This is a genomic window from Sphingopyxis panaciterrulae (assembly GCF_014199295.1).
GTDB lineage: Bacteria > Pseudomonadota > Alphaproteobacteria > Sphingomonadales > Sphingomonadaceae > Sphingopyxis > Sphingopyxis panaciterrulae.
The window spans coordinates 89,705-116,568 of record NZ_JACIJH010000013.1 but is presented as its reverse complement, the minus strand read 5'-3'; the positions used below and the strand labels follow the sequence as shown (position 1 = coordinate 116,568).

General features: G+C 67.3%; 20 protein-coding genes, 1 tRNA gene and 1 pseudogene. 10 read left to right on the top strand and 12 right to left on the bottom strand.

Going from position 1 to position 26,864, the window contains the following annotated elements:
- Window positions 1–143: 143 nt before the first annotated feature.
- The 5 genes from FHR21_RS16760 to FHR21_RS16740 all read right to left on the bottom strand — a co-directional run bounded on the left by FHR21_RS16760 (window position 144) and on the right by FHR21_RS16740 (window position 7,740).
- Entirely contained in the window at window positions 144–2,585 is a 2,442-nt protein-coding gene (locus tag FHR21_RS16760; protein ID WP_184100380.1) for a TonB-dependent receptor, read from the bottom strand.
- 1 nt (window position 2,586) lies between these two features.
- Complete coding sequence (locus tag FHR21_RS16755; protein WP_184100378.1) at window positions 2,587–3,525, bottom strand: FecR family protein; 939 nt, start codon at window positions 3,523–3,525, stop codon at window positions 2,587–2,589.
- Window positions 3,515–4,036, bottom strand: a complete 522-nt coding sequence (locus FHR21_RS16750; RefSeq protein ID WP_184100376.1) for an RNA polymerase sigma factor — start codon at window positions 4,034–4,036, stop codon at window positions 3,515–3,517. Before FHR21_RS16750 ends, FHR21_RS16755 begins: the two co-directional genes overlap by 11 nt.
- 264 nt (window positions 4,037–4,300) lie before the next feature.
- The gene (locus FHR21_RS16745) at window positions 4,301–7,504 is read right to left on the bottom strand and encodes an autotransporter outer membrane beta-barrel domain-containing protein (RefSeq protein WP_184100374.1); all 3,204 of its coding nucleotides are present in this window, start codon (window positions 7,502–7,504) and stop codon (window positions 4,301–4,303) included.
- Between the two features lie 146 nt (window positions 7,505–7,650).
- Window positions 7,651–7,740: transfer RNA gene (locus FHR21_RS16740), tRNA-Ser, on the bottom strand.
- Window positions 7,741–7,940: 200 nt separating this feature from the next.
- Between FHR21_RS16740 and FHR21_RS16735 the strand changes: the two genes are divergently transcribed.
- The 10 genes from FHR21_RS16735 (at window position 7,941) to mazG (ending at window position 17,394) form a co-directional block, all read left to right on the top strand.
- Entirely contained in the window at window positions 7,941–8,954 is a 1,014-nt protein-coding gene (locus FHR21_RS16735; protein WP_184100419.1) for a lytic murein transglycosylase, read from the top strand.
- Complete coding sequence (locus FHR21_RS16730; RefSeq protein ID WP_184100373.1) at window positions 8,938–9,942, top strand: septal ring lytic transglycosylase RlpA family protein; 1,005 nt, start codon at window positions 8,938–8,940, stop codon at window positions 9,940–9,942. Before FHR21_RS16735 ends, FHR21_RS16730 begins: the two co-directional genes overlap by 17 nt.
- 92 nt (window positions 9,943–10,034) lie before the next feature.
- Window positions 10,035–11,219: a serine hydrolase gene (locus FHR21_RS16725; RefSeq protein ID WP_184100371.1), complete on the top strand. Its 1,185-nt coding sequence runs from the start codon at window positions 10,035–10,037 to the stop codon at window positions 11,217–11,219.
- Window positions 11,213–11,842, top strand: a complete 630-nt coding sequence (tmk, locus tag FHR21_RS16720; protein ID WP_184100417.1) for a dTMP kinase — start codon at window positions 11,213–11,215, stop codon at window positions 11,840–11,842. Before FHR21_RS16725 ends, tmk begins: the two co-directional genes overlap by 7 nt.
- Window positions 11,830–12,819 (top strand): DNA polymerase III subunit delta', encoded by a 990-nt coding sequence (locus FHR21_RS16715; RefSeq protein ID WP_184100369.1) that lies wholly within the window; start codon window positions 11,830–11,832, stop codon window positions 12,817–12,819. Before tmk ends, FHR21_RS16715 begins: the two co-directional genes overlap by 13 nt.
- Before the next feature lie 303 nt (window positions 12,820–13,122).
- A complete protein-coding gene (gene metG / locus FHR21_RS16710) occupies window positions 13,123–14,706 on the top strand; it encodes a methionine--tRNA ligase (protein ID WP_184100367.1) in 1,584 nt (527 codons plus the stop codon).
- A 109-nt stretch (window positions 14,707–14,815) separates the two neighbouring features.
- Window positions 14,816–15,592 (top strand): TatD family hydrolase, encoded by a 777-nt coding sequence (locus tag FHR21_RS16705; RefSeq protein WP_184100365.1) that lies wholly within the window; start codon window positions 14,816–14,818, stop codon window positions 15,590–15,592.
- Window positions 15,593–15,605: 13 nt separating this feature from the next.
- Window positions 15,606–16,373, top strand: coding sequence for an MBL fold metallo-hydrolase (locus FHR21_RS16700; protein WP_184100363.1), 768 nt, complete (start codon window positions 15,606–15,608; stop codon window positions 16,371–16,373).
- On the top strand, window positions 16,370–16,549 hold the full coding sequence (locus FHR21_RS16695) for a hypothetical protein (RefSeq protein ID WP_184100422.1): 180 nt from the start codon (window positions 16,370–16,372) through the stop codon (window positions 16,547–16,549). The genes FHR21_RS16700 and FHR21_RS16695 overlap by 4 nt, the downstream gene beginning before the upstream one ends.
- Window positions 16,550–16,611: 62 nt before the next feature.
- Window positions 16,612–17,394 carry a nucleoside triphosphate pyrophosphohydrolase gene (mazG, locus tag FHR21_RS16690; protein WP_184100361.1) on the top strand — a complete coding sequence of 261 codons (783 nt, stop codon included), beginning with the start codon at window positions 16,612–16,614 and terminating at the stop codon, window positions 17,392–17,394.
- 118 nt (window positions 17,395–17,512) lie between these two features.
- On the opposite strand, the gene hflX is transcribed toward mazG, so the two are convergent.
- From hflX to dusB, 7 genes and pseudogenes are all read right to left on the bottom strand, one after another.
- Complete coding sequence (gene hflX, locus FHR21_RS16685; RefSeq protein WP_184100359.1) at window positions 17,513–18,838, bottom strand: GTPase HflX; 1,326 nt, start codon at window positions 18,836–18,838, stop codon at window positions 17,513–17,515.
- Window positions 18,839–18,846: 8 nt separating this feature from the next.
- A pseudogene (hfq, locus tag FHR21_RS16680) lies at window positions 18,847–19,416 on the bottom strand (RNA chaperone Hfq); the annotation flags it as partial.
- A 63-nt stretch (window positions 19,417–19,479) separates the two neighbouring features.
- Window positions 19,480–20,859 carry a nitrogen assimilation response regulator NtrX gene (gene ntrX / locus FHR21_RS16675; protein ID WP_184100355.1) on the bottom strand — a complete coding sequence of 460 codons (1,380 nt, stop codon included), beginning with the start codon at window positions 20,857–20,859 and terminating at the stop codon, window positions 19,480–19,482.
- On the bottom strand, window positions 20,849–23,134 hold the full coding sequence (locus FHR21_RS16670; RefSeq protein ID WP_246427282.1) for a sensor histidine kinase: 2,286 nt from the start codon (window positions 23,132–23,134) through the stop codon (window positions 20,849–20,851). The genes ntrX and FHR21_RS16670 overlap by 11 nt, the downstream gene beginning before the upstream one ends.
- Before the next feature lie 131 nt (window positions 23,135–23,265).
- A complete protein-coding gene (locus FHR21_RS16665) occupies window positions 23,266–24,684 on the bottom strand; it encodes a sigma 54-interacting transcriptional regulator (RefSeq protein ID WP_184100353.1) in 1,419 nt (472 codons plus the stop codon).
- Complete coding sequence (locus FHR21_RS21210) at window positions 24,681–25,775, bottom strand: ATP-binding protein (RefSeq protein WP_184100351.1); 1,095 nt, start codon at window positions 25,773–25,775, stop codon at window positions 24,681–24,683. The genes FHR21_RS16665 and FHR21_RS21210 overlap by 4 nt, the downstream gene beginning before the upstream one ends.
- Window positions 25,772–26,770, bottom strand: a complete 999-nt coding sequence (dusB, locus tag FHR21_RS16655) for a tRNA dihydrouridine synthase DusB (RefSeq protein WP_184100349.1) — start codon at window positions 26,768–26,770, stop codon at window positions 25,772–25,774. Before dusB ends, FHR21_RS21210 begins: the two co-directional genes overlap by 4 nt.
- Window positions 26,771–26,864: the final 94 nt, after the last annotated feature.

Genomic DNA, 26,864 nt, shown 5'->3' with positions numbered 1-26,864 from the left:
TGGGTCTGCATCACCTTTTCTTCCGTTCGTGCTGAGCTTGTCGAAGCACCGTCCTTCTTCTTGCGGCGCCCGAAAGAAAGAACAGCCCTTCGACAAGCTCAGGGCGAACGGGATAGGGTGGTGCAGATTTAACGCACGCCGCCCTAGTAGGCCACGTCGATCGCCACGCGCAGCGTGCGCGGCCGCAGCGGGGTCAGGAAGCCGGCGCTGCCCTCGACGAAAGGCGTGCCGAGCGCGAAGCGGTTGCCGCGCGAATCGAGCAGGTTCGTCAGCGTCAGCGTCAGGCCGCGGCGCGCATTGCCGATCCGCATCGCGAGCCCGGTGTCGAGATAGTCGCCCTGACCCTCGCCGAGGATCGGCCCGATGCCGAGCCGCGACGGCCCGACATAATGCGCCCAGCCGTTGAGGCGGAAACCCTCATCGCCGACCGGCGCGACATAATCGACCGAACCGCGCACCGCATAATGGGCGACATTGGGAATCTGGCCGAGGCGGGCGAGCAGGGTCGGAAATTCGGGCGCCATGCCGTCGGCGCTCGTCGCGGCGGCGATGGTGCGAAGCTCGCCGGCGAACAGTTCGTCGACGCGACTGTGATTATAGACCGCCCCCAGTTCGAACGACAGGCCGGGAACCGGGCGCATCGCCACGGCGCCCGATAGGCTGGTGATCCGGCCGTCGCCGATATTGGCGGTGCTGGGAAACCCGCTCGAATCGATGAAATCTGCCTGGATGTCGCGCCAGCGGGTATAGGAGAGCGAGAGATAGGCGTCGAACGGCGACCGGCCGCGCTGGCCGAGGCGGATGCCGCCCTCCCATGTGTGCACCCGATCGTTGCGGAAGCGGCGGACGAAATTGCTGTCGATCGCCAGCCCGCCGGGACGAAACCCTTCCTGATAGCGGGCATAGAGGGTGACGTCGGGCAGCGGCGTCGCGAGCAGCGAGGCGGAGGGGAGGAGGTCGGTCTCGCTGCGCTGCGCGGTGACCGCGCGGCCCGCCAGCGCGATCGCGAAAGGCACGTCCTCGCCGCTGCCGCCGAGCCGCGCGTGCGAGAGGCGCAGGCCCCCGGCCGCGACGAGTCCGGGCATGATCTCCACCGTCGCTTCGCCATAGCCGGTCAGTTCGGTGATGCGGTTGGTGACCCCCGTAAGCGGCGACTGGAACAGCGCCTCGCCATATTCGCGCTGCTGGCGCGTCCGGTTGTCGACGATGCTCGCGCCGACGACCCAGCCGAAGCCGTCGTGGAACGGGCGCGACAGGCGCGTCTCGCTGGCGAGCATCCGGGTGCGGTTATATTGGTCGAGCAGCCGCGGCGGGTCGCCGGGCCGGCTCGCGTCGAAACGTTCGAACAGCCGATGGCCGATGATCGCGTTAGACGATTGCAGGAACAGCTCGCCCCAGTCCTTTGCGACGACGAGCGTGCCCATCGCATAGCGCGAGCGCGCATTCTGTTCGACCATCGACCGGCGGGTCAGCGGCGGCGCGTCCTTGTCGGCATATTGCGCGTCATGCGAGGTGATCGCCTGATAGACACCGCCGAGATCGACGGTCCAGCCGTCGCCGGCGTCGAAGCGAAAGGTGCCGCGCCCGCCGCGCGTGTCGACGCGGTTGACGTCGTTCTGCCCGCGCAGCGGATTGTCGATATAGCCGCCGTCGCTGAGCATGTAACCGACCAGGCGCAGCGCGTGGCCCCTTTCCCCTACCGGCAGATTGGCGATGATGCCCAGGTCGCCGCCGGGGTCGCCGTGCTGGGTGACCGAGGCCCCGGCAATCGCCTGCAATTCCATCGCGCCGGGGTTCGGGGCCTTCGGCACGACGCGGATGATGCCGCCGAGCGACCCGGCACCGTACAGTGTGCCCTGCGGTCCTTCCAGCACTTCGACATTGGCGATGTCATACAGGCGCAGGTCGGGATCGGGCGCGTTGTAGCTGAGGCGGATGTCGCCCAGATACTGCCCGACCGTCGCCTGCGTCGGGCCGGTGAAGCTCGAATCGGCGATGCCGCGGATGAACAGCTTGTTGCGCCCAGCGCCCAGGTGGGTCGAGGACAGGCTGGCCATGCGCGCGAGGATCGAATCGGTCCCGCGCTCGCCGCCGAATGCCAGATCGTCGCCATCCAGGCTGGTGGCGACGCCGGCGAAGTGGGAATAGGGTGTATCGGCCTTCGACGCGGTGACGATGATTTCGTCCTCGGGCGGTGCGACGACATGCACCGGCGCCTGGGGCCTGGCGGCGCGGCGCGGCGGCGAGGTCGAGCGCTGCGCGACGCGGCGGACCGGACGCCGCTCGATACGCCAGCTCGTCCCGCTGACGCGCACCGCGCGGGCATCGGTTCCCGCGAGCATGTGGGCGATGGCCTCTTCGACCGACATGCGACCGCGCACCGAACGGACGCGGCTCTTCCACAATTCGGCGTCGGCGACGCTGATGCTGACGCCGGCCTGGCGGCTGAGCTGCGGCAGCGCGACCGACAGGCGGCCCCCGGAAACGTCGAACCGAACGTCGAACCGCTGCTCTTCCGCCGCCTGCGCATGGACCGGCGCACAGAACAGCGCCGCGACGAGGAGGGGAGAGAGGCGAATGCTCATCTCAGCGCGTCAGCACCCAGGCTTCGCCCTGTCGCTCGGCCCGCGTGCCCGACAGCGCGGCGAGGTCGGCGACGGTGCGGGCGCGGTCGGGATCGACGATCAGCGCGCCGCGGAAGGCGATATCGCTGGCCGTCGGCGCCACCTGCACGTCGATGCCGGCGGTGCGCTTCAGATCCTCCGCGACCAGCGCCAGCGGCGCGCCATTATAGACGAGCAGCCCGCTGCGCCAGCCGCCGATCGAGGCGGGGTCGATCGCCTGCACCTTCGGCGCCTCGCGGTCACCGTCGCGCGCTTCGAGGCCCTGGCCCGCGGTCATGCGGATGTTGGCGCCCTTCGGATTATAGGCGACGATCCCCTCCGACACGGCGACCGCGGTGCGCCCCGCGCCGCGCACGACGTTGAAGGCGGTGCCGAGGTCGACGAGCTGGGCGCTGCCCGCCTCGACGACGAAGGGATCGCTATCCTTGTGGACGACATGGAACATCGCCTCGCCGCGTTCGAGCCGGGCGAAGCGCGGGCGGTCGTCGTCGAGCAGGAGGCGCGAGGCGCCGTTGACCTCTATCTTCGAGCCGTCGGCGAGCGCGATGGTGCGATGTTCGCCGGGGGCGGTCTCGACCGCGTTCGGGCCCCCGAACAGGCCGAGGCCCGACAGGCTGATCGTGCCAACGAGCGCCGCGGCGACGGCGCCGCCGAACCAGGCACGGCGCGAGGGGCGACGGCGGACGGGCTCGCTATCCCAGGCGATTCCCGGCTGCTCGGTCGGGGGCAGGGCATCCAGATCGGCGTCGAGGCTGGCGATCGCATCATAGGCGTCGCCATGCGCGGGGTCTGCGGCGAGCCAGTCGGCGAAAGCGTCCCAGTCGGCGAAAACCGGATCGCGCTGGCGGATCAGCCAGTCGGACGCCTGCGCGTCGATCGCGGTCGTGCGGTCAGCCGGCATCGAACTGCCTCCTCACCGCGGCGAGCGCGGCATAGACCTTGCGCAGGTCGGCTTCGACGGTGCTCAGGCTGATTCCCATCTCGGCGGCTATATCGCGCTGGAGGATGCCGTCGACGCGGAAACGGCGAAAGATGCGCGCGGGCCGTTCGCCGGTCGCCGCAATCGCCTGCTCGACGAGCGCGAGTTGCTCGCGCGAGATCAGCACGGCCTCGGCCGACGGCTTCTGAACCGCCGCCGCCTCGCCCCATGCCTTGTCGCGCAGCTCGCGCTGGCGGCCCGCGCGATAGCGATCGAGCATCAGATTGTTCGCGGCGCGCATCGCATAGGCGATCGGGTCGGCGATCGGGCCGGTGCGCTTTTCGGTCAGCCGCATCCACAGGTCCTGGAACAGATCCTCGGCGGCATCGCCCGCGCCGCGCAGCCTCAGGAACCGCAGGATGCGGTCGCGGTTGGCGAGCAATACGCCTTCGATGCCGGATGCGGCGTCGTTTCGGTCGGTCGCCTGGGTCATGGATCGATTGCTATGGAACGCCGCCATTTGCCTGTCGGGGCCCGCACGCCCGGCCAAAACCGCTCCCCTGAAGCTGCCGTCATATAGCGCGAAGGGCGATGGGCGCAACCGCGGCGCGGGAACGAACCCCTCCGCCACGCGGGCGGAGGGGCGGAGGGGAGAGGCGAGAGCGGTCATCATTCTTCACTATATTCCCAAGGCAAGGGGGAAGCAGGGTGAGGGGCGCTTCCCCCTTGCGGGACGGTCGGTCACCCGGGGGAGGGGTTAAAGACCGACCTTCAGGCTCGCGCGGAAGGCCCAGCCGATATGATTCTGCTGTTCCTCCGCGGAGAGTTCGCCGCCGACCTGGAAGGCCGAGTTGCCGGCGATGCCGCGCAGGCGGCCGATCCAGCCGCTCTTGCGTTCCGCCGGGACGAGGGTGAAGGGATCGCCGTCCTTGAACGAGGCGATGGTGGCGCCAAGCGACCCGGCGACGATCTCGCGCCGCCCGGCCTCGATCTCGAAGCGCGTCCAGCCGTCATATTCGTCGGCGCCCCCGAAATCGAGGCCGAGCGCGACGGTGCCGCTGACCGCAAGCTCGTCGCTGTCGCGGCCCGCGACCGTCAGGTCGAGCGCGTCGCCGCCGCCGGTCTCGGCATAGCCGTCTTCCTTCAGCTTGTAATAATCGACCGCAACCATCGGGCGGAAGCTGATGCCGCCGATCCGTCCGTCGTGCGCGACCGAGCCCGACGCCGACCAGAGCGTGCCGTCCCATTTGCCGCGCATCGTCTTTTCGATCGTATCGGCGCCGGTGTCGGCGCGGAAGACACGAGTGCCCTTCATCTTGATCGGCGCGCCCGAGATGCGGGCATTGGCCATCCAGCCATCCGAGCGCAGGCGCCAATGCAGTGCGCCCTCGAACTGGCTCGTGCTCACCTCGTTATCGTTGAGCCCGTTGCCGTCCTTGCCCTTCAGAAAGGCGACCGAACCGCCGAAATTGCCGACGTCGCTCTTGATCTCGGCGCCCAGCGAAATGCCCCAGCCCGACACGTCATAGCTCGCCGTGTCGCCGAGGCTCTTCGACGTGCCCCAGACCGCCTGGTTGACCCAATAGCCCCACTTGCCCTCGTCCTGGAACGGCGCGTTGGGGTCCTGAAGATAGCGCGCCAGCGCGCGCGAGCCGGTGGTGACGGTTTCGAACACTCCGCCCTCATGCTCGGGCAGCATCTGCTGCATCTGGCCGCGGAACTGGTCGCCGTCGGTGATGCCCAGGAAGACGCCCTCGACCAGCTCGTCGGCGGCCGCCGCGTCGATCACCGCGTTGAAAGCGCTCGCCTCGGACCGGTTGAGGCCCAGCTCGTCCACATCCTTGCGCGACACGTCGACGATGAGCTGTGTTGCCGTCGACGACAACTCGCCCTTGTAGAGGAAGGGGAGGAGGGTCGTCTCGGTCGTCAGATTGTCGGCGCCCGAAAGCGAGCCCGCGGTGACGACGATATGCTCGCCCTCGGCCTCTTCGATGCTCGATAATTTGAGCTGGAGCTTCGAATCCTCGTCGAAGCTCGCATGGCCCGTCACGGTCAGCGCGGTGCCCGCCGCGCCGCCATCGAGCGTCACGGCAAGCACGCCCTTGTCGGTGACGTCGAGCGAGGCGATGGTCGCCGCGCCGCCGACGTCGAAAGTGCCGCCGTTCACGCCGACCGCCAGCCCCGCCGAATTGGCGAGCGTGCCGGTGAAGCGCGCGGTGCCGCCGATGGTCAGCGTGTCGCTGCCGCCGCCGAAATCGGCGACGCCGTTGAAAGTCGAACTGCCCGCCATCGCGAAGCTGTCATCGCCCGCGCCGAAGCTGGCGTTGCCGGCATAGGCGGCGTCGCCCGACAGTTTGAGCTGGTTGTCGCCGCCGCCGAAGCTCGTGTTGCCGGTCATCTTGCCGTCGGCGATGTCGAAGACATCGTTGCCGCCGCCGAAGCGGACGTTGCCGGTGATGCTCGGCGCGGTCGCGCCCGAAGCCACCGCGATCTGCTTCACCGTCGCGCCGCCATTATTGGCGCTGAGGTCGATGGCGATATTGTCGGCGGCGTCCTTGGCGCCCGTCGCGCTGATCGCGCCGCTGTTCTCGACCATGTCGACATGGCCCGAAAGGTCCACGATCGCGCGCGCCACCGCATCGTCGCCGCCGACCTTGGCGTTGATCGCGCCGCTGTTGCGGATCATCGCGACATCGCTGCCGGTCTCGATCAGGATCGCGGTCGCGACGTCGTCCGCCGCCTTGCCGCCGGTGGTCGCCTCGACCTTGCCAGAGACGCGGATTTCAGGGACGGTTGCGCCCGCGCCGATCCGCATCGCGGTTGCGGAGGCGTCCTTCGACATCGCGTTGACCGCGCCGCCGACGCGGACGCCGCCCGAGATGTCGACCGCGCCGCCGAGGCCCCCGATCTGGAGCCCCGTCGCATCCTTGCCGGCATAGACGCCGCTGCCGACGACGGTGCCGTCGATGATCAGCCCGAAATCGGTGCCCGTCCCGGCGACGGCGCCGATGGCGATATCGCGGTCGGCGGCGCCGATCCGCATCGCGGGCGCTTCGCCCAGCGAGCGCACGACCGCCGAGCCTTCATTGGCATCCTCGATGCCGTCGTCGTCCTCGTCCTTGTCGTCCTTGTCGGCGTCCTTCGGCGCCACGGCCAGAATGATGCCGCCGTCGACGTCGCCCTCGATCGACAGCGCCGGACCGCCCGCGAGCAGGTCGTCGGCGTCGAGCTTCGACGGATCGTCGGGCGCGCTGGCATAACGATAGCCGGTCGCCGTATATTCGCCTTGCACCTCCAGCGCGCCGTGGATGTCGCCGGCAAGCCGCGCTGCCATGGCATTTTCGCCGACCGCGGTGACCTTGCCGGCGAGGCGAACGTCGCCGGTCACGTCCTGCAGTCCGATGCCGAGCGCATTGTCGCCGAGCACCGAAACCGTGCCGTCGTTGGTGAATTGACCGGTCAGCGGTCCGCCGAGGCGGATACCCGCCGAATCATTGCCCTCGACCGTGATCGTGCCGGCATTGACGATGTTGCCGGTGAAGGCGCCGCCGGTCTTGATGCCCGCACGCCCGTTGCCGACCGCATAGGGTCCGTCCTTGTCGCCGTCCTTGTCGATATCCTCGCCTTCGTAGCTTTCGTCGATGACGATCTTGCCCGTCGCACTGTTGGTGATCGAACCGGTAACGCCGGCCTCGGCGAAGATGCCGGTGGCGCCATTGGCGTTGCCGATCTGGATCGTGCCGTCGTTCACCACCTTGTTGTCGCTGTCGATGGTGACCGCGGTGCCGCCGGTCGGCTTGATCGAGCCGTCCTTGCTGATCTTGATGTCGTCGCGCGTGCCCGATTTCACGGTCGATGTCTTGACCGGCGTCGTGGTGGCGGTGCTGATCGTCGTTTCGGCATGAAGGGGCAGGGCCGCCATCGCGGCGAGGCAGGTCGAAGCCAGCAGGGTCTTGCGCATGAAATTCCTCTTGTGATCGTTCGGGAACGTCCTCCCGGGACAATCGCAAGACGGAACGGCGCGCACGCGGCCTTGGAAAATATTTGGCGGGCCTTTCTCTCCATCGCCAACTCGCGTCATGCAGAGAGAAGCAGGGTTCGACAAAATGGCGGACAGGGTGGGATTCGAACCCACGGTGAGCTTGCACCCACGGCGGTTTTCAAGACCGCTGCCTTAAACCACTCGGCCACCTGTCCTTGTCCGCGCCGCCATAGCGCGGGTGCGGCGCTCGGCAAGCGAAACCTGTGCGACCTTCGGCCCGGCGCGGCTTTGACTCGGATCGTCGCAGCATCGCCTGTTCAAGGCTGGTGCATCCGTGGCATTCCTTGCCTATGGGTAAGCGATGACAGGCAGCAAGCAATTCGGATTCGGGCGTCTTTTCCGCTTTTCGGGCGTGATGCTGTCGGCGTGGCTGCTCAGCGCGTCGGCGCCGGTTCATGCGCAGGCGAGCGGCAATGCGGGTTTCGACGCCTATGTCCAGTCGCTGTGGCCCAAGGCACAGGCGAAGGGCGTGTCGCGCGCGACCTTCGACCGGGTGACGGCGGGGTTGCAGTATAACGCCCGCGTCGTCGCGCTCGATCGCGACAATCTGGGCGCGCCGTCCAACCCCAATGCGCCGATCCCCGCCTTTGCCCCCTATCGCATCAAGCATGTCGACGCGGCGCGGATCAACGGCGGGCGGCGGGTTCACGACCGGCTGCTGCCGCTGCTGTCGCGGATCGAGGCGCACACCGGCGTCCCGACCAGCATCATGATCGCGATCTTCGGGCACGAAACCGCTTATGGCGCGGTGACCGGCAATTTCGACCTGCCCGAGGCGCTCGCCACGCTGGCCTATGAAGGGCGGCGGCGCAGCCTGTTCGAGCCCGAATTTCTCGCGACGCTCCAGATGGTCGAACAGGGCGTGCCGCGCAGCGTGCTGAAAGGAAGCTGGGCCGGTGCGTTCGGCTATCCCCAGTTCCTGCCTTCCGTTTACCTGCAGGTTGCCGAGGACGGCGACGGCGACGGGATCGCGCGCATCTGGTCGAGCGAGGCCGATGCGGTCGAATCGATCGGCGCCTATCTGCGCCGCGCCGGCTGGCGGCCGGGGCAGCCATGGGGCATCCCGGTTCGGGTTCCCGACGGGCTCGACCGCAGCCGGCTGGCCAATCGGCTCGTCCCGACGCGCTGCCCCCGCGTGTTCGAACGTCACAGCCGCTGGCGCTCGATGGCCGAGTGGCGCGCTGCGGGGCTTCAGCCGCTGAACGGGCGCTGGCCCGACGGCGAAATCCAGGCGACCCTGCTCGAACCCGACGGTCCCGGAAAGACCGCTTATTTGCTCACCGGTAACTATCGTGCGATATTGGACTATAATTGTTCCAATTTTTACGCATTGTCGGTGGGGGTGTTGGCGGATGAGATCGATCGGTAGAAACGGGGTTTCGGCGGCGCTGCTTGGCAGCGTCGCATTGCTGATTTCGGGATGCGGGATGGTCGGTGGCAATCGCGACAGCGGCCCGGTGGCCGGCCCCGCGCCGGCGCCCGCTCCGCTGGTCGACGACCGCCCGGTTATGCTGGGCGTGCCCTACAAGGTCGGCGATACCAGCTACACGCCCGCCGATGTCGCCGATTATGACGCGGTCGGCTATGCAAGCCGCTATGGCGACGACCATGCGGGCAAGCCGACCGCCAACGGCGAGGATTTCGATCCCGCAGCCATATCGGCCGCGCACAAGACGCTGTCGCTGCCCAGCTATGTCGAGGTGACCGCGCTCGATACCGGGCGCACGATCCTGGTGCGCGTCAACGACCGCGGGCCGATGGCGAACGATCGGCTGATCGACCTGTCGCCTGCCGCCGCCGATCAGCTCGGGCTCAAGGACGGCGTTACCGGCGTGCGCGTGCGGCGCGTCCATCCGCCCAGGGCCGAACGGCTGCAACTGCGCGCGGGCCAGGCCGTGCCCGACCGGCTGGCGACGCCCGATTCGCTGCTCGCCATCCTGCGCCGCAAGCTCAGCGAGATGCCCAGGCCCGCCGTGGCCGCGCCCAAAGCTGCGCCGGCCGCTTCCATCCCTGCTGCCAAGCCGGCGACACCGGTCGCCAGCCCGCCGCGGACCAGACCGGGCGACGACCGCTTCATCGTCGAGGGCGAAAAGGCGCCGCCGACGGCTTCGGCTCCGCCCAAGCCCACGGCGGCAAAACCCGCCGCGACCGCCAGCCATTTCGTGCAGGTCGCGACCTTCTCGGCCAAGGCCAACGCCGAGGCGACCGCCAAGACGCTCGGCGGGACGGTGAGTGCGGCGGGCCGCTTCTGGCGCGTCCGCACGGGACCGTTCGCCAGCGAAGCCGAAGCGCAGGCCGCGCTCGCCAAGGCAAAGGCCAGGGGTTTCCGCGACGCGCGGGTCGAACGCGGGCGCTGAGGCGCGGCCCGGCCAACGAACGGCTTTTCATCGTGGCGATCGCACCCTAAAGCCGGGCCATGCGGTGGAACGGCTTGGCAAGGGGTGGATCGGTGGTCCTCGCGGCGGCGATGCTCGCCGTGACGGTGTCGGCGGCGCCGGCGGAAAGGGCGACGACGCACGCCCCCGCGAGCCGCCCGCTCTATACGACGCAGGCGCCCATCGCGATGCTCAAGGACATGGATTCGGGCGCGATCCTGTTCGAGCGCGGCACCGACAAGCGCTTTGCCCCCGCCTCGATGGCCAAGGTGATGACCGCCTATGTCGTGCTCGATCTGATCGACAGCGGCAAATTGTCGCGCGACGCCGTCTTCACCGTCGACCGCGACACCTGGAAAAAATGGAACGGCAGCAACGGCGGCTCGACCATGTTCCTGCGCCCGGGGGAGAAGGTTTCAGTCGATGCGTTGCTGAAAGGACTCATCACCGTTTCGGGCAATGACGCGGCAGCGGTGCTGGCGGTCGGCATCGACGGAAGCGAGGCCGCTTTCGTCAAGCGAATGAATGCTGTAGCCGTACAGATTGGTATGACGTCGAGCCGGTTCGGAACCCCGAACGGCTGGCCCGACGGCGGGGTGACCAAGGTCAGCGCCGCGGACCTGATCCTTCTGGCCGACCGGCTGATCCGCGACCATCCGGGCGGCTATGCCCGCTATTTCTCGCTCGCGAAGCTTCAGCACGGCACGGCGCCCGACGGCAAGCCGATCGTACAGCCCAATCGCGACCCGATCCTCGGCCGCGTCGAGGGCGTCGACGGGCTCAAGACCGGGCACACCAACGAGGCGGGCTATTGCTATCTCGGTTCGGCGAAGCGCGGCGGACGGCGACTGATCCTGGTCATCGCGGGCCTGCCCAGCGAAAAGGCGCGGCGCGACGAGGCCGAGCGGCTGATGCGCTGGGGCTTCGAGGCGTGGGAGGGACGCGAGATCGTTCCCTCCGGCACGAAAGTCGGTCGCCTCGACGTCGGGCAGGGCGATGCCTCCGTGGTGGCCGCCGAGGCCGCGCGCCCGGTGCGGATGACGGTGCCGAAGGGCTTTCAGGGCGGTTTCCGCGCGACGATGCGCGCCCGCGCGCCGCTGGCGGCGCCGGTGGCGCGCGGCGCGCGGATCGCCGAACTGGTCGTGACCCCCGACGGCCTGCCGCCGCAGGTCACGCCGCTGCTCGCCGCGCAGGATGTCGCGAAGGGCGGCTGGCTCGACCGCGCGCGCACCGGCTTCTATCGGCTGACCGGCTGGTGAGCGGGCGCTTCATCACGCTCGAAGGCGGGGAGGGGGTCGGCAAATCGACCCAGCTTCGCGCGCTCGCCGCCGCGCTGACCGCGCGCGGGGCCGAGGTGGTGGCGACGCGCGAGCCCGGCGGCAGCGCGGGTGCCGAGGCGATCCGCGCGCTGCTGATGGAGGGCGCCGACGACCGCTGGGACGCGCGCAGCGAGGCGCTGCTGTTCGCGGCGGCACGCGCCGACCATGTCGCGCGCACGATCCGCCCGGCGCTCGCGCGCGGCGCGTGGGTGCTGTGCGACCGCTTCGTCGATTCGAGCCGCGCCTATCAGGGCGGCGGCGGCGGCATCACCGACGCCGACATCATGGCGCTGCACGCTTTCGGGTCGGAAGGGTTGCTGCCCGACCGCAGCTTCCTGCTCACCTTGAGCGCGGAGGCGGCGGCGCGGCGATTGGCACGCCGCGACACCGCGGGGACGGACCGCATGGGCAGCAAGCCCGGCGACTATCAGATGCGCCTCGCCGCGCGCTTCGCCGAACTGGCGGCGGCCGAACCCGCGCGCTGGCGGGTGATCGACGCCGACGCCGATGCCGAGACGGTGACCGCCGCCATTCTCGCGGAGCTCGACCCATGGCTGCGATGATCGGCCATGACGCCGCGGAGCAGGCGTTCGTCGAAGCCTGGGCCGGAGGGCGGCTGCACCACGCCTGGCTGCTCGCGGGGCCGCAGGGCATGGGAAAAGCGGCCTTTGCGGCCCGCGCCGCGCGCTTCCTCGTCACCCACGGGCGCGGCGGGGAAGGGCAGACGGTGCCCCTCGACGACTCCGGCGACGCTGCGGCGGAACGCCTCGTCGCGGCGGGCAACCACCCCGAAATCCTGACCCTCGAGCGCCTGGTGAAGGACAAGGGCAAGGATCTCGCGCGCAACATCACCATCGACCAGGTGCGCGGGATGATCCGGCGATTGCATCTGTCGCTGTCGCTCGGCGACTGGCGCGTGATCCTCGTCGATGCGGTCGACGATCTGGAGACCGACGGCGCCAACGCGCTGCTCAAGACGCTCGAGGAACCGCCGGCGCAGACGCTGTTTCTGCTGGTCAGCCATTCGCCGGGCCGCCTGCTGCCGACGATCCGCTCGCGGTGCCGGACCCTGCGTTTTCAACCCGCTGAGCGTGACGCCATGACGGCATGGCTGCACGATCTGCGGCCGATGCTCGACCATGGCGAGGTGCGCGCGATCGTTGCGGCGTCGGGCGGCGTGCCGGGCAAGGCGCTGGCGCTGATCGACAGCGACGTCGCGGCGATGGAGAAAAAGCTGCTGGCGATCGCCGCGTCGGGCGATCCCGACAACCGGCTGCGCGAGGCGCTCGCGCGCGAGGTCGGCGGAACGAGCAACCGCGCGCGGCTCGAACTGGTGATCGACATCGTCCCGGCGCTGCTGTCGCAACTCGCGCGCGAGCGCCCGATCGGTGAGATCGCGCCGGTGCTCGCGGGGTGGGACCGCGTCCAGCGCACCGTGCGCGATGCAATCCGCGGCTCCTACGACGGCACGATGGTCGGGTTCGAGATCGGCAACTGCCTCGCCGAACTGGCGCCGCGCCGGGACCGTGGCTCAGTTTGAAGGCAGGAGCCCGATCTCGCTTTCCCTCCTCACCCCGGACTTGATCGGCGATCATACCCTTGGCATCCGTAAGCCTCCTTACTTCGTCATTGCGAGCGGAGCGAAGCAATCCAGAGTGCGCGCAAACCGCTCTGGATTGCTTCGCTCCGCTCGCAATGACGGGATGACGGATGCGAAAGCGATAAGCGCCGACTTGATCCGGGGTGACGAGACAGGGAAATGACCCCTTCCAAAGCCAGACTGCGCGCCCCTCGCGCTGACGCAATACTTCCCCTCCCGCCCCGCAGCCGCTAAGGCGCGCGCATGTCCACGGATAAGACCCCCTTCTACATCACCACCGCGATCAGCTATCCCAATGGTCGCCCGCATATCGGCCATGCCTATGAGGCGATCGCCACCGACGCGATGGCGCGGTTCCAGCGGATGCGCGGCCGCGACGTGCGGATGGTCACAGGCACCGACGAACATGGCCTGAAAATGTATCAGACCGCGCGCGATCAGGGCCGCGCGACGATCGACCTTGCCGACGAGATGTCGGGATATTTCCGTGACATGTATGCCAGGCTGAATATCAGCTACGATGTGTTCATGCGTACCTCCGACCCCGCGCACCATGCGGCGTCGCAGGCGATCTGGCGCGCGATGGCGGCGAATGGCGACCTCTATCTCGACCGCTATGAGGGCTGGTATTCGGTCCGCGACGAGGCGTTCTACGACGAAAGCGAACTGAGCGAGGGGGAGGGCGGCGCCCGGCTCTCGCCGCAGGGCACGCCGGTCGAATGGACGGTCGAGGAAAGCTGGTTCTTCCGCCTCTCCGCCTATCAGGACCGGCTGCTCGCGCTCTATCGCGACAATCCCGATTTCATCCGCCCCGAAAGCCGCCGCAACGAGGTGCTGCGCTTCGTCGAGGGCGGGCTCAAGGATTTGTCGGTCTCGCGCACCAGCTTCGACTGGGGCGTGCCGGTGCCCGAGTCGCCGGGGCATGTCATGTATGTGTGGGTCGATGCGCTCACCACCTATCTCTCGGGGCTCGGCTATCCCGATGCCGACGGTGATTTCGCGCGCTTCTGGCCCGCCGACATCCATATGATCGGCAAGGATATCGTGCGGTTTCATACGGTTTACTGGCCGGCCTTCCTGATGAGCGCCGGCCTGCCGCTGCCCAAACAGGTGTTCGGCCACGGCTTCCTGCTCAACCGCGGCGAGAAGATGTCGAAATCGCTCGGCAATGTCGTCGACCCGATGGAACTGGCCGAGCGCTTCGGGGTCGACGCGCTGCGCTATTATCTGCTGCGCGAGGTCAGCTTCGGCCAGGATGGCAGCTATTCGGCCGAAGCGATCGTGCGCACCGCCAACGCCGATCTCGCCAACAGCTTCGGCAATCTGGCCCAGCGCAGCTTGTCGATGATTTTCAAGAATTTGGGCGGTGAACTATCGATAGACTATCAGTCGGCGCCCGAGGATGAGGCTTTGCTCGCCGACCTGCTCGCTATGGCGCAGGCGCGGCTGCCGCGCGAATTCGATCAGCTCGCTTTCTCGATCGGGATCGAGGAGTGGATACGCGCCGTCTTCGCCTGCAACCAATATGTCGATGCCATGGCGCCCTGGGCGTTGCGCAAGACCGACCCCGAGCGGATGCGCGCGGTGCTGATGACGCTGTTCCGGGCGGTCCGCACCCTCGCGATCGCGATCCGCCCGGTCGTGCCGGCGGCGGCCGACAAATTGCTCGACCAGATGGGCATTGCCTCTGACGCCCGCGATTTCGCAGCGCTCGCCGACACCGACTGGTTCCTCAATCTCGTATCGAGCGGCTTCAAACTCGGACAGCCTGTCCCCATTTTTCCTCGTCTCGAACTGCCGGAGGGGGAAGGGGAATCAGACGCATGATGCTCACCCACTCCGTCATTGCGAGCGCAGCGAAGCAATCCAGAGCGGTTTACGCTCACTCTGGATTGCTTCGCTGCGCTCGCAATGACGCGCTTATGAAGAGCCGCTGATGCTCGTCGATTCGCACTGCCACCTCAATTACAAGGGGCTCGCCGAACAGCAGGACGCGGTGCTGGCCCGCGCGCGCGCGCGCGGCGTGACGGCGATGCTCAACATCGCGACGCGAGAGAGCGAATGGGACGATGTGCTGGCGGCGGCGCAGGCGAACGCCGATGTCTGGGCCAGCGTCGGCATCCACCCGCACGACGCCGATCAGCACCCCGACGTCGACACCGGCAAGCTGGTGGAACGCGCCGCGCATCCGCGCGTCATCGGCATCGGCGAGACCGGGCTCGACTATTACTACGACAAGAGCGACCGGGCGCGACAGCAGGACAGTTTTCGTCGCCATATCCACGCGGCGCAGGCGACGGGGCTGCCGATCATCGTCCACACCCGCGAGGCGGAGGCGGACACGCTCGCGCTGCTCGGCGAGGAGATGGGGAAGGCGTCCTATCCCGGCGTCATCCATTGCTTCACCGCAAGCGACGATTTCGCGCGGGGGGCGCTCGATCTCGGCCTCTATATCTCGATCTCGGGGATCGTGACGTTCAGGAATGCCGCCGACCTGCAGGCGACCGCCAAATGGCTGCCGCAGGACCGGTTGCTCGTCGAAACCGACTCCCCCTTCCTCGCCCCCGTCCCGCATCGCGGCAAGACCGGCGAACCCGCCTTCGTCGCCGATACGCTTGCCTTTCTCGCCACGCTGCGCGGCGAGGGGCCGGACGCGCTCGCCGCGGCGACGAGCGCCAATTTCTACCGCCTTTTCAGTAAGGCGGCGCCATGACGTCACGTCCGACATGAAGGTCCGCATCCTCGGATGCGGCACCTCGTCGGGGGTGCCGCGGATCGGCAATGACTGGGGCGCGTGCGATCCCGACAATCCCCGCAACCTGCGCAGCCGCGCCTCGATCCTCGTTTCGCTCGGCGGCTTCCGGCTGTTGGTCGACACCAGCCCCGACATGCGGCTCCAGCTTCTCGATGCCGGCGTGGGCGAGGTCGATGCGGTCATCTGGACGCACGAGCATGCCGACCATACCCATGGCCTCGACGACCTGCGCCAGATCATGCACCTGCGCCGCGGCGCGCCGGTGCCGGCCTATGCGCGCGATCATGTGCTCGAAACGCTGAAATGGCGCTTCACCTATGCCTTTGCCGGCAATGCCGGCTATCCGGCATCGGTCGATCCGATCGAGCTGCGCGATCATCAGGCCATCGGCCCGATCGAAGTGTCGGCGATCGACATGCCACACGGGCCGATCAAGGCCTCGGGCCTGATCTTCAGCGATGGTGCCCACAAGATCGCCTATGCTACGGATTTTTCGAAGTTTACCGATGGCATGGTCGACTTCTTCCAGGGCGTCGACCTGTTCGTGATCGACGCGCTGCGCCGCTATCCGCATCCGACCCATCCGCATGTCGCGATGACGCTCGAAGGGCTCGCCAGGGTCGGCCAGCCGCGCGCGATCCTCACGCATATGGACAATACGATGGATTATGACGAGCTGGCGGCCGAATTGCCGCCAGGCGTCGAGCCGGGCTATGACGGGCTGGAGGTGCAGCTATGAGCATGGGCGTCGGTGCGGAGATATTGTGGTTCGCCATGGCGTTCACGCTGGTGCTGAGCGCGCTGGTCGCGCGGCGACTGCCGATGCGCGACTGGCTGAAGATGGCGCTCGCATGGGCCGCAATCTTCGCGCTGCTGTTTCTGGCGATCCGGGGCTATCAGCTCGTCGCGGGATAAGAGGGGGCTTGGCCCCGACATTTTATCTAAATTTAACATAATATATATTATCGGATAAAAACATGCCCTCAGACGCGGCCAATTCCCCCGCATCCCCCATCGACCGTTTGCTCGCGATCATGCGACAGTTGCGCAATCCCGACGGCGGCTGCGAATGGGATCTGGCGCAGGATTTCGCGACGATCGCGCCCTATACGATCGAGGAAGCCTATGAGGTCGCGGACGCGATCGCCGGCGGCGATCCCGCGGCGATCTGCGACGAGCTTGGCGACCTGCTGCTCCAGGTCGTCTTTCACGCCCAGATTGCCGCAGACCACGGGCTGTTCGGCTTCGACGACGTCGCGATGGCGATTTCGGACAAGATGGAGCGGCGCCACCCGCACATCTTCGGCGGCGAAAATACCGGCGACGTGCGCCGGCAATGGGAGCAGATCAAGGCGGCCGAGCGCGCCGCCGACGGCCCGCAGGGCGCGCTCGCCGGTGTCGCGCTGTCGCTGCCGGCGCTGTTGCGCGCGCAGAAATTGCAGGCCCGCGCCGCGCGGGTCGGGTTCGACTGGCCCGACGCCGAAGGCCCGCGCGCCAAGATCGCCGAGGAACTGGACGAGGTGGCGACCGCGCCCGATGCCGATGCCCGCACCGAAGAGGTCGGCGATCTGCTGTTCGCGGTGGTCAATTACGCGCGCCATCTCGGCGTCGATGCCGAGGATGCATTGCGCGCCGCCAACGCCAAATTCACGCGCCGCTTTCAGTCGGTTGAGGAGCGCTGCGAAGGCCGTATTGCGGAATTGCCGCTCGGCGCGCTCGAAGTACATTGGCAAGCGGTCAAGGCGGCGGAGCGGGAATAGGCGCGACCGCCTTCATTCCAACCCGTTTGCCCTGAGCTTGACGTTCAGCACGAACAGGCTGGGGCGTGACGCCGATTATTATGCGACACGCTGCATCTCTGCCTTTTTCCGGCTCCGATCACCCCGCATCCGGCCACAGCCTGTCGAACCGCGCGCGGTCGGCGGGGTCGAGGCGCACCGTCAGCCGATGGCCGCCTTCCTCCGCCCGGTCCGCCAGCACCTCGCCGCGCGCGTGCAGCCATGCCATCGCCTCGCCCTGATCGAAGCGCAGGAAAATGTTCGCGATCTCGTGCCGCGCGGTCAGTTCGGCCGCCATCAGTGCGCGCGCCGCGTCGACGCCTTCGCCGCTTTCGGCCGAGATGACCGCGACGTCGGGCCGCCGCGCTGCCATCGCCTCGATCGCGGCGCGGCGTTCGCTATCCGCGGTATCGATCTTGTTCCATATCTCGATCTGCGGGACGACGCGGGCGGGTTCGCCGTCCTCCCCTTCCCCCTCGACGACGCCGAGCGAGGTCAGGATCGCGCGGACGTCGTCATATTGCGCCTCGGTGTCGGGATGGACGATGTCGCGGACGTGGACGATCAGGTCTGCGGTCGTGACTTCCTCCAGCGTCGCGCGAAAGGCGGCGACCAGTTCGGTCGGCAGGTCGGACACGAAACCGACGGTGTCGGACAGGATCGCCTTGTCGATTCCGGGCAGGCGGATTTCGCGCATTGTGGGGTCCAGTGTCGCGAACAGCATGTCTTCCGCCATGACGTCGCTTCCGGTCAGGCAGTTGAAAAAGGTCGATTTCCCGGCGTTGGTATAGCCGACGAGCGCAATGACCGGCCATGGTGCCCGCTGGCGCTTCGATCGCTGAAGCTGGCGCGTCCGGCGCGCATCGTCGAGGCTGCGGCGGATGCGCGCCATGCGGTCGCGGATCATCCGCCGGTCGGCCTCGATCTGCGTCTCGCCGGGGCCGCCGAGGAAGCCGAAACCGCCGCGCTGCCGCTCCAGGTGGGTCCAGCTCCGCACTAACCGGCCCGCCTGATAGTCGAGATGCGCGAGCTCGACCTGCAGCCGGCCCTCCGCCGTCGCGGCGCGCTCGCCGAAGATTTCCAGAATTAATCCTGTCCTATCAATGACTTTGGTGCCAAGCTCGGTTTCCAGATTGCGCTGCTGGATCGCGGTCAGTGCCGCATCGACGATGACGAGCTGCGCGGCACTTTCGCCAACTTCCGGCTTGATCGCCTCGATCTGGCCAACCCCGATCAGCGTCGCCGCGCGCGTCTGGCGCAGCCGCAGCGGATGCACCGCCACGACGTCGAGCCCGATCGCGAGCGCCAACCCCTTCGCCTCGGCCGCGCGCGCATCGAGGTCGCGCGACAGCCCCTGCCCGCGCCACTCGGGCACGATCAGCATCGCGCGCGCGCCGCGCGTCACGTCGTCCGAATTATCGTCCATGGGGCCGGTCAGGCGTCGTCGGCGTCCGCGTCGCCCCCACCATCGCCATTGTCGGTGAGGTTGATCGGGCCGTTCGGCTGCACCGTCGAGATCGCGTGCTTGTAGACGAGCTGCACCTGCCGCTCACGCTCGAGCAGCATGCAGAAAAGGTCGAAAGCGACGATATCGCCCTGCAGCATGACGCCGTTGACGAGGAACATCGTCACCGATTCGTCCGAGCGGCGCACGGCGTTGAGGAAGACGTCCTGAAGCGCCTTGCCCTTGCTGGGCGGGGCGTCGCGGACGTCGTCGCCGAGCAACGACAGATCGAAATCATGCGACGGCATCACCGTCGAGATCGCGTGCTTGTAGACGAGCTGCGACTGGCCGTCGCGGCGCAGCAACAGCGAGAAATTGTCGAACCAGGTGATGATTCCCTGGAGCTTGACCCCCTTGACGAGGAACATCGTCACCGGGGTCTTGTTGCGACGCAGAGCGTTGAGAAAAAGATCCTGAAGATTCTGGCTTTTATCGGACACATTGGCCTCCTGTTCTTGGCGGCGATCCCGCTTGGGCGCTCCGTTCGTCGGACCGCTCCGTCATTGTGGCGCGGGCATTATGCGGCAAAGCGCGTGCGCCGTCTAGGCCAAAGCCGTGCCTCCTCACCCCTCCCCGTCCGGATTGTCGGTCAATCCCAGCAGCTTCAGCTTGCGGTGCAGGGCCGAGCGTTCCATGCCGATGAAGCTCGCGGTGCGTGAGATATTGCCCGAAAAACGGTTGATCTGGATGCGCAGATACTCGCGCTCGAAATTCTCGCGCGCCTCCTTGAGCGGGATTGCGGTGATCGATTCGGCGTGTGGCAAGATGTCGGTGCCGCCGCGCACCAGCTCGGCGGGCAGCATGTCGGCGTCGATCCGCGCGAGCCGGTCGCTCGGCGCGAGGATCATGACCCGCTCGACGACGTTGCGCAATTCGCGGACGTTGCCGGGCCAGTCGTGCGCCTGAAGCGCCGCCATCGCCTCGGCGCTGATCTCGGGCGGCGGCACGCGGCGCTCGGCGGCGTAGCGGCTGACGAAATGGTCGCACAGCGCCGCGATGTCGTCGCGCCGCTCGCGTAGCGGCGGGATATGCACCGGCACGACGTTGAGCCGGTAATAAAGATCCTCGCGAAAGCGCTTCTCGGCAATTTCGGCGGTCAGGTCGCGCGCCGAGCCCGAGATGATGCGGACGTCGACGCGGATCATCGTACGTCCCCCGACACGGGTGAAGCTCTGCTCGGTCAGGACGCGCAGGATTTTGCCCTGCGTGGTCAACGGCATGTCGGCGACCTCGTCGAGGAAGAGCGTGCCGCCATGCGCCTGTTCGAGCAGGCCGACGCGAATCGACCCGTCGTCGGATTCGGTGCCGAACAGTTCGGCCTCGACCGTTTCCGGGTCCATGCGCGCCGAGGAGATGACGCGGAAGGGCGCGCTCTGGCGGCCGCTCCAGCCGTGGAGCACGCGCGCGGCGACCTCCTTGCCCACCCCCGGCGCGCCGGTGATGAGGACGCGGCTGCCGGTACCGGCGACGCGCTTCAGCGTCGCGCGGACATTGTTGATGGCGGCGCTGGTGCCGGTCAGTTCGTCGGCGGGGCCCGCCTTTTCGCGCAGCCGCTCATATTCGAATTTCAGCCGCTCGCTTTCGGTCGCGCGGGCGACGAGGTGAAGGAGCCGTTCGGCCTCGAACGGCTTTTCGATGAAGTCGAAGGCACCGCGGCGGATCGCGGCGACCGCAGTGTCCAGTCCGCCGTGGCCCGAAATCACGATGATCGGCAGGGTCGGGTCGAACGCCTTGATTGCTTCGACGAGGCCGAGGCCGTCGAGCCGCGATCCCTGGAGCCAGACGTCGATCAGTGCGAGCGAGGGGCGGCGCTGACGGATCGCCTCCAGCGCGGCGTCGCTGTCGCCGGCGGTGCGCGCCTCATAGCCTTCATCCTCCATGACGCCGGCGACCAGTTCGCAAATGTCCCGCTCGTCGTCGACGATCAAAATATCAAGCGCCATGATCTTCTCTGTCCTGTCGAATTCTGATGCGGCCAGGCACCGATTCGGCCTGACCCCGATTACTACTTTCTCCCCCTTCCCCGCCCTTGCCGGCCAGCGGCCGAAGCCGGTCGGGATGCAGGGTCAGCGTCACGCGCGTCCCCTGCCCCGCCGGATTATCCGTGAATTCCATCTCGCCATAATGCTGTTCGACGATCTTCTTGACGATCGCGAGGCCCAGCCCGGTGCCGCCCTGCCGCGTCGTCATATAGGGTTCGGCGATCGCGTCGCGCGCCTGCGGCAGCCCGATTCCGTCGTCGGTGACGATGATGCGGATGACATCGCCGGGGCCTACATCGAGTTGCGCGTCGATCGCGCCCGAACCGTCATGATCGGATTTTTTCGACTTTTCTTCGATAGCCTCGACGGCATTCTTGATAATGTTCGTCAGCGCCTGGGACAGGAGGCGGCGGTCGCAGACCAGCGGTTCGATCGCATCCGGCGTGCGGACGTGGAATCGGATGTCGGGCTTGGCGACTTCGAAGAGGAACACGGCCTGCTTCAGGATGTCGCGCACGTCCTCGACCCCGAAGGTCGGCTTGGGCATGCGCGCGAAGCTCGAAAATTCGTCGACCATGCGCCGCATGTCGTGAACCTGGCGGATCACCGTATCGGTCAGCCGCTTGAAGGTCGCGGTATCGCCCTCGACCTTGTCCCCGAAACGCCGTTGGAGCCGTTCGGCGGCGAGCTGGATCGGAGTGAGCGGATTCTTGATCTCGTGCGCGATGCGCCGCGCGACGTCAGACCAGGCGGCGCGGCGCTGATCGAGCAATTGCTGGGTGATATCCTCGAAACTGAGCACAAAACCGTCGCCCTGCGCGACCGCCTTGGCGGCGAAGGTCGCGGGTTCGGCGTCCTTGCGCGCGAGCTGGACGATCGCCTCATGCTCCTCGCCTTCGAGAAGATGGACGAGTTCCGGCGCGACCTCGGCGAGCGGCTTGCCGGTGAGAGTCTCTCCCGCGGTGCCGACCAGCCGTTCGGCGGCGGCATTGGCGAGGAGGATGCGATGATCCGCGCCGACCGAGACGACGGCGGAGGTGATGCCGCTGAGCACCGCCTCGATGAAGCTGCGGCGTGCCTCCAACTGCTCATTGGCATTGACGAGTGCGCCCGTCTGACCCTGCAACTGTTCGGTCATGCGGTTGAAGGCGCGCGTCAGCACGGCGATTTCATCGTCCCGTTCCGAGGGTTCGACGCGCACCGAAAGATCACCGCCCGCGGCGGTCCGCGTCGCGCCGATCAGCGTGCCGAGCGGCCGTACGATCCGGTCGGCGACGACGATCGCCGCGACCACCGCGAGCGCAAGCAGGAGCAGCGAGCCCAGATAGAGCGCACCGTTGAACTGAAGCTGCAGCTTCTGTGAACGATCGAATAGCGCGTTATAATCGGCCAGCACGTTGCCGGCGCGGATTGATTGCTGGAAGCCTGGTACGTTAAAGTCGCGCGAGGCGTAGAGGTAGGCGCTCCTGCTGCCAGGCATACGCGTGGCCGCCTCGATCCGGTTGGCCTCGCGTACGACCACCACGTCTTCACCCGCATTCAACCGCGCAATGATTCCTCGGGGAAGTCTCGTTTCGACATCGCGATTGTCTGGGTTAATCATCGCTGCGGTGCGCGCGATATTGTCCGCCCCGATTTCGATTATCGCTGACTCATTCAGGTTTCTGGACAAGACCTGAAGATAATAATAGTCTTGGAACTCGCGGCTTTCGATAGGGACTTGCATCAGCTTTTTACTGATGTCGCCAGCCATGACGGCCGTGTTGTCGCCGACCTCGCGTTGATTCTCCTGATAATAGCCTTCGGCAAGACCCGCGGCATTTTCGAACATCCCGCGCGAGCGATCCGAGTACCAAAAATCAACGCCATATTGGAATAGCAGCGACGCGAAGATCACCACAAGCAGCGTCGGTGCCGCTGCAAGCAACGAGAAGAGCGCAACCAGCCGGACGTGGAGGCGACCACTTCCTCCCGCCATCGATCGTACGGCGCGCGCGCGCGCGATGCGGCTGCCGGTCAGCACGATCAGCGCCATCGCCGGAACCAGGTTCGCGACCATGATCGCTGCGACCAGAGCTGGCGTCAGCAGTCGTTCGCTCTGCGCATCGCCGGTCACGAAGATATAGGTGGCGATGCCGATGCTGATCGCGAGGGCGAGCGCATAATATTCGGGGGCCGCAAAGCGCCAAAGGCCCGAGCGAGCGGTCTGTTCGTCGGAATCCCCATCAAAGGTCAAGGGTACGGTTTGCGCCATTGTTGCTGCGATACGACAAAGCTGTTGCATAGAGAACACACAATATGCGTTAACTTTGCAAATGGGCGGATTTCGTGCCGATGCCGGCCCTTGCCGGGCCGGGTGCGACGCCGTCAGGGCTGCGCGGGATCGATCGCGAGCTGCCCGAGCCGCTTGCGCAACGTGTTGCGATTGATGCCGAGACGCCGTGCCGCCTCGAGCTGGTTGCCGCGCACCTCGCGTAGCGTGCGGCGGAGCAGCGCTGCCTCGACGATCGCCTGGAGCCGGGCGTGGATATCGCCGTCGCCCTCGTTTCGCAGCAACTGCTCGCGCGCCCAATCGTCGATGGCGCGCGCGATCAGGTCGGCGGGCTCGGCAAGGCTGACTCCCTCGCCCCCGTCCCCGAGCACGGCCTCGACATCGCGCGCCGTCACCACCGTATCGCGCGAAAGCACCGCGAGCCGTTGCACGACATTACCAAGCTCGCGGACATTGCCGGGCCAGTCGTGGCGTTCCAGCCGCTGCATCGCGGCGGGGGCGAACTGGCGGTCGGGCAGCCCCGCATGGCGTCCCGCCTCGACGAAATGGCCGGCGAGCGCGGCGATATCGCTGCGCCGGTCGCGCAGCGGCGGCAACATCACCGGGATGACGTTGAGGCGGTAGAAAAGATCCTCGCGGAAGCGGCCATCGGCGACGAGATTGCGCATGTCGCGGTGGGTCGCGGCGATGACCCGCACGTCGGCCCGGAGCGCCTGACTGCCGCCCACGGTCGAATATTCGCTGGTCTGGAGGACGCGCAGCAACCGGGTCTGCGCCTCAAGCGGCATGTCGCCGATCTCGTCGAGGAAGAGCGTGCCGCCCGCTGCCTGCTCGAAACGGCCCGCATTGCGGCTGGTCGCGCCGGTGAAGGCGCCCTTCTCGTGGCCGAAAAGCTCGGCCTCGATCAACTCGCGCGGAATGGCCGCCATGTTGATCGCGACGAAGGGGCCGCCGCGCCGCAGCCCGGTCGCGTGGATCGCACGCGCGACCACCTCCTTGCCGGTGCCCGATTCGCCGAGGATCAGCACCGCGAGATCGTTGGTCGCGAGCCGCGCGATGGTGCGATAGACCGCCTGCATCGCTGGTGCACGGCCGACGAGGCCGTGGCTGTCGGCCGGGGCCGGGGCGGCGTGCGCGCTCGGCAGCGTGCGGCGCTGGAGCGCGGCGCGCACGCTGGCTGTCAGTTCGTCGAGATCGAAAGGCTTGGGCAGATAGTCGTAACTGCCGATGCCGGTCGCACGCACCGCAGTGTCGAGCGTATTCTGCGCCGACAGCACGATCACCGGCGTCAGCGGATCGACGCCCACGCCGGGCAGCGAGTCGATGCCGTCGCCATCGGGCAGCACGACGTCGGTGATGATGAGATCGGGGCGATTGTCGGCAAGCCAGGCGTTGCGCTCGGCGATGCTGGCGACCGACGCGAGTCGGCCGCATTCCGTCGCCAGCGTCTCGCGGATGATCAGCGCGATCGCCGGATCATCCTCGACGAGCAGGATGGTTTTGGCGTCGGTCACGCCGCCGCCTCCCGCCGGCCGGGGGTGGGCAGATGCACGCGAAAGCGCGTCCAGTCGCCGTCCCGGACATGCTGGACGGTGCCGCCCATGTCGCGCGCGAGCTTCGCGACCAGCGCGAGGCCGAGTCCCCGTCCCTCGCGCTTGGTGGTCACGAAGGGATCGAACAGGTCGCCGCGAATATCGGCGGGAACGCCGGGACCGTTGTCGCTGACGCTGAGTTCGATCGGCAGTGCGATGCGGCCGCGCCCGTCGTCATTGTCGATCGACAGGCCGTGGCGATAGGCGGTGGCGATGCGGACGACGGCGTCGTCGCGTCCGCCCAACGCCTCGCAGGCGTTGGTGACGAGATTGAGCAATATCTGCACCATGGCGTCATGGTTACCGAGCACGAGCGGCAGCGACGGATCGAAATCCTCGATGAAGCGGACGCTCGGCACCTGCCGCGCGCGCGCCGCCTCCATCGCCTGGTGGATCGGCGGATAGAGGTTGATCGCCGAGCAGGCGACCGGCTGGCCGCGCGAAAAATGCTCCATCTGGTCGATCAGTGTCGCGATCCGGTCGACCTCGGCGCAGATGAGCGTCGTGAAGCGTTCGCCGCCGGCGTCGGTCTTGCGCGCGAGGAGCTGCGCCGCCCCCTTGATGCCGGCGAGCGGATTCTTGATCTCGTGCGCGAGCATCGAGGCAGCGGCGCCCGCGGCGCGGCCCGGACGGCCGGTCACGCCACCCATCAGCTCGGCCTCGCTCTGCGACGGGATCAGCGCGAGGATGCGGTGGCCGCTCTGGCCATAGGGCACCATCTGCAGGTCGACGAAGATCGCCTTGCGGGCGCCAACCGAGATTTCGGTACGGTGCGCGAACAGGGCCGAGGTCGCGGGATTGCTCATCCGCTGGCGGTAGCCGCGATCCATGCGGATGACGTCATAGACGACGCGCCCGACCATGGCCGAGCGGCTGAGGTTGCAGAGCTGCTCGGCGGCGGCGTTGACGAACAGCACCACTCCGCCCCGGTCGATCAGCAGCGTGGCGACCGGGTGCGACTGGATGAGTTCCTCATGATCGAAGGCCGGAATGCTCGACGTGAGCGCGGTCACGCAGCAGCCTTGCTGAGGAAGGGGCCGTAGAAGCGGGCGAGCGCGTCGAGCACATCCCTGCTGCCCGGAATCTGGTTGACCTTGTTGCGGAACTCGGCCGAGCCCGGCAGACCCTTGACGTACCAGCCGAGATGCTTGCGCGCCATATTGACCCCGGTCATTTCGCCATAATGATCGATTATCGCGCGATAATGCGTTGTAATAATGGCATATTGCTCGTCAATGCCCGGATCGGGGCGCTCGCCCTCGCCGCGCAGTGCCGCCATGACCTGGCCGAGCAGCCACGGCCGGCCATAGGCGCCGCGGCCGATCATCACCCCGTCGGCGCCGCTCTGTGCCAGCGCGGTGCGCGCATCATCGACCGAGCAGATGTCGCCGTTGACGATGACCGGAACCGACACCGCGTCCTTGACCCGACGAACGAAGCCCCAGTCTGCGGTATCGCGATACATCTGGTTGCGGGTCCGGCCGTGCACCGTCACCAGTTTCGCGCCCAGATCCTCGGCGATATGCGCGAGTTCGGGGGCGTTCAGGCTGTCATGGTCCCAGCCCATCCGCATCTTGACGGTCACCGGCACTTCCACTGCCTTGACACAGGCTTCGATCAGCGCCGCGGCGAGCTTCGGCTCGCGCATCAGTGCTGATCCGGCGTCGCCGTTGGTGACTTTGCGCACCGGGCAGCCCATGTTGATGTCGATGATCGCGGCGCCGCGATCTTCGTTCAGCTTCGCCGCCTCGCCCATTTCATAGGGGGTGCAGCCGACGAGTTGCATCGACACCGGCTCCTCGATCGGGTCCCAGGCCGCTTTCTGGATCGACTGGCGCGTCTCGCGGATCGCCGCCTGGCTCGCGATCATCTCGGTGACGTTGAGTCCCGAGCCGTAACGGCGCACCATCTTGCGGAACGGCAGGTCGGTGACGCCCGTCATCGGCGCGAGGATCACGGGATCCGCGATGGTGATGTTGCCGATCTGGATGGGCCGCAGCGGCGCCATGGCGGGGAGCTTTCGTCGAAATTGCCTAAAATTTGAGCACGCCCCTACACGTTAAGGCGCTTTCCCGCAAGCCGATGCTGCGCTAACCGGCGCG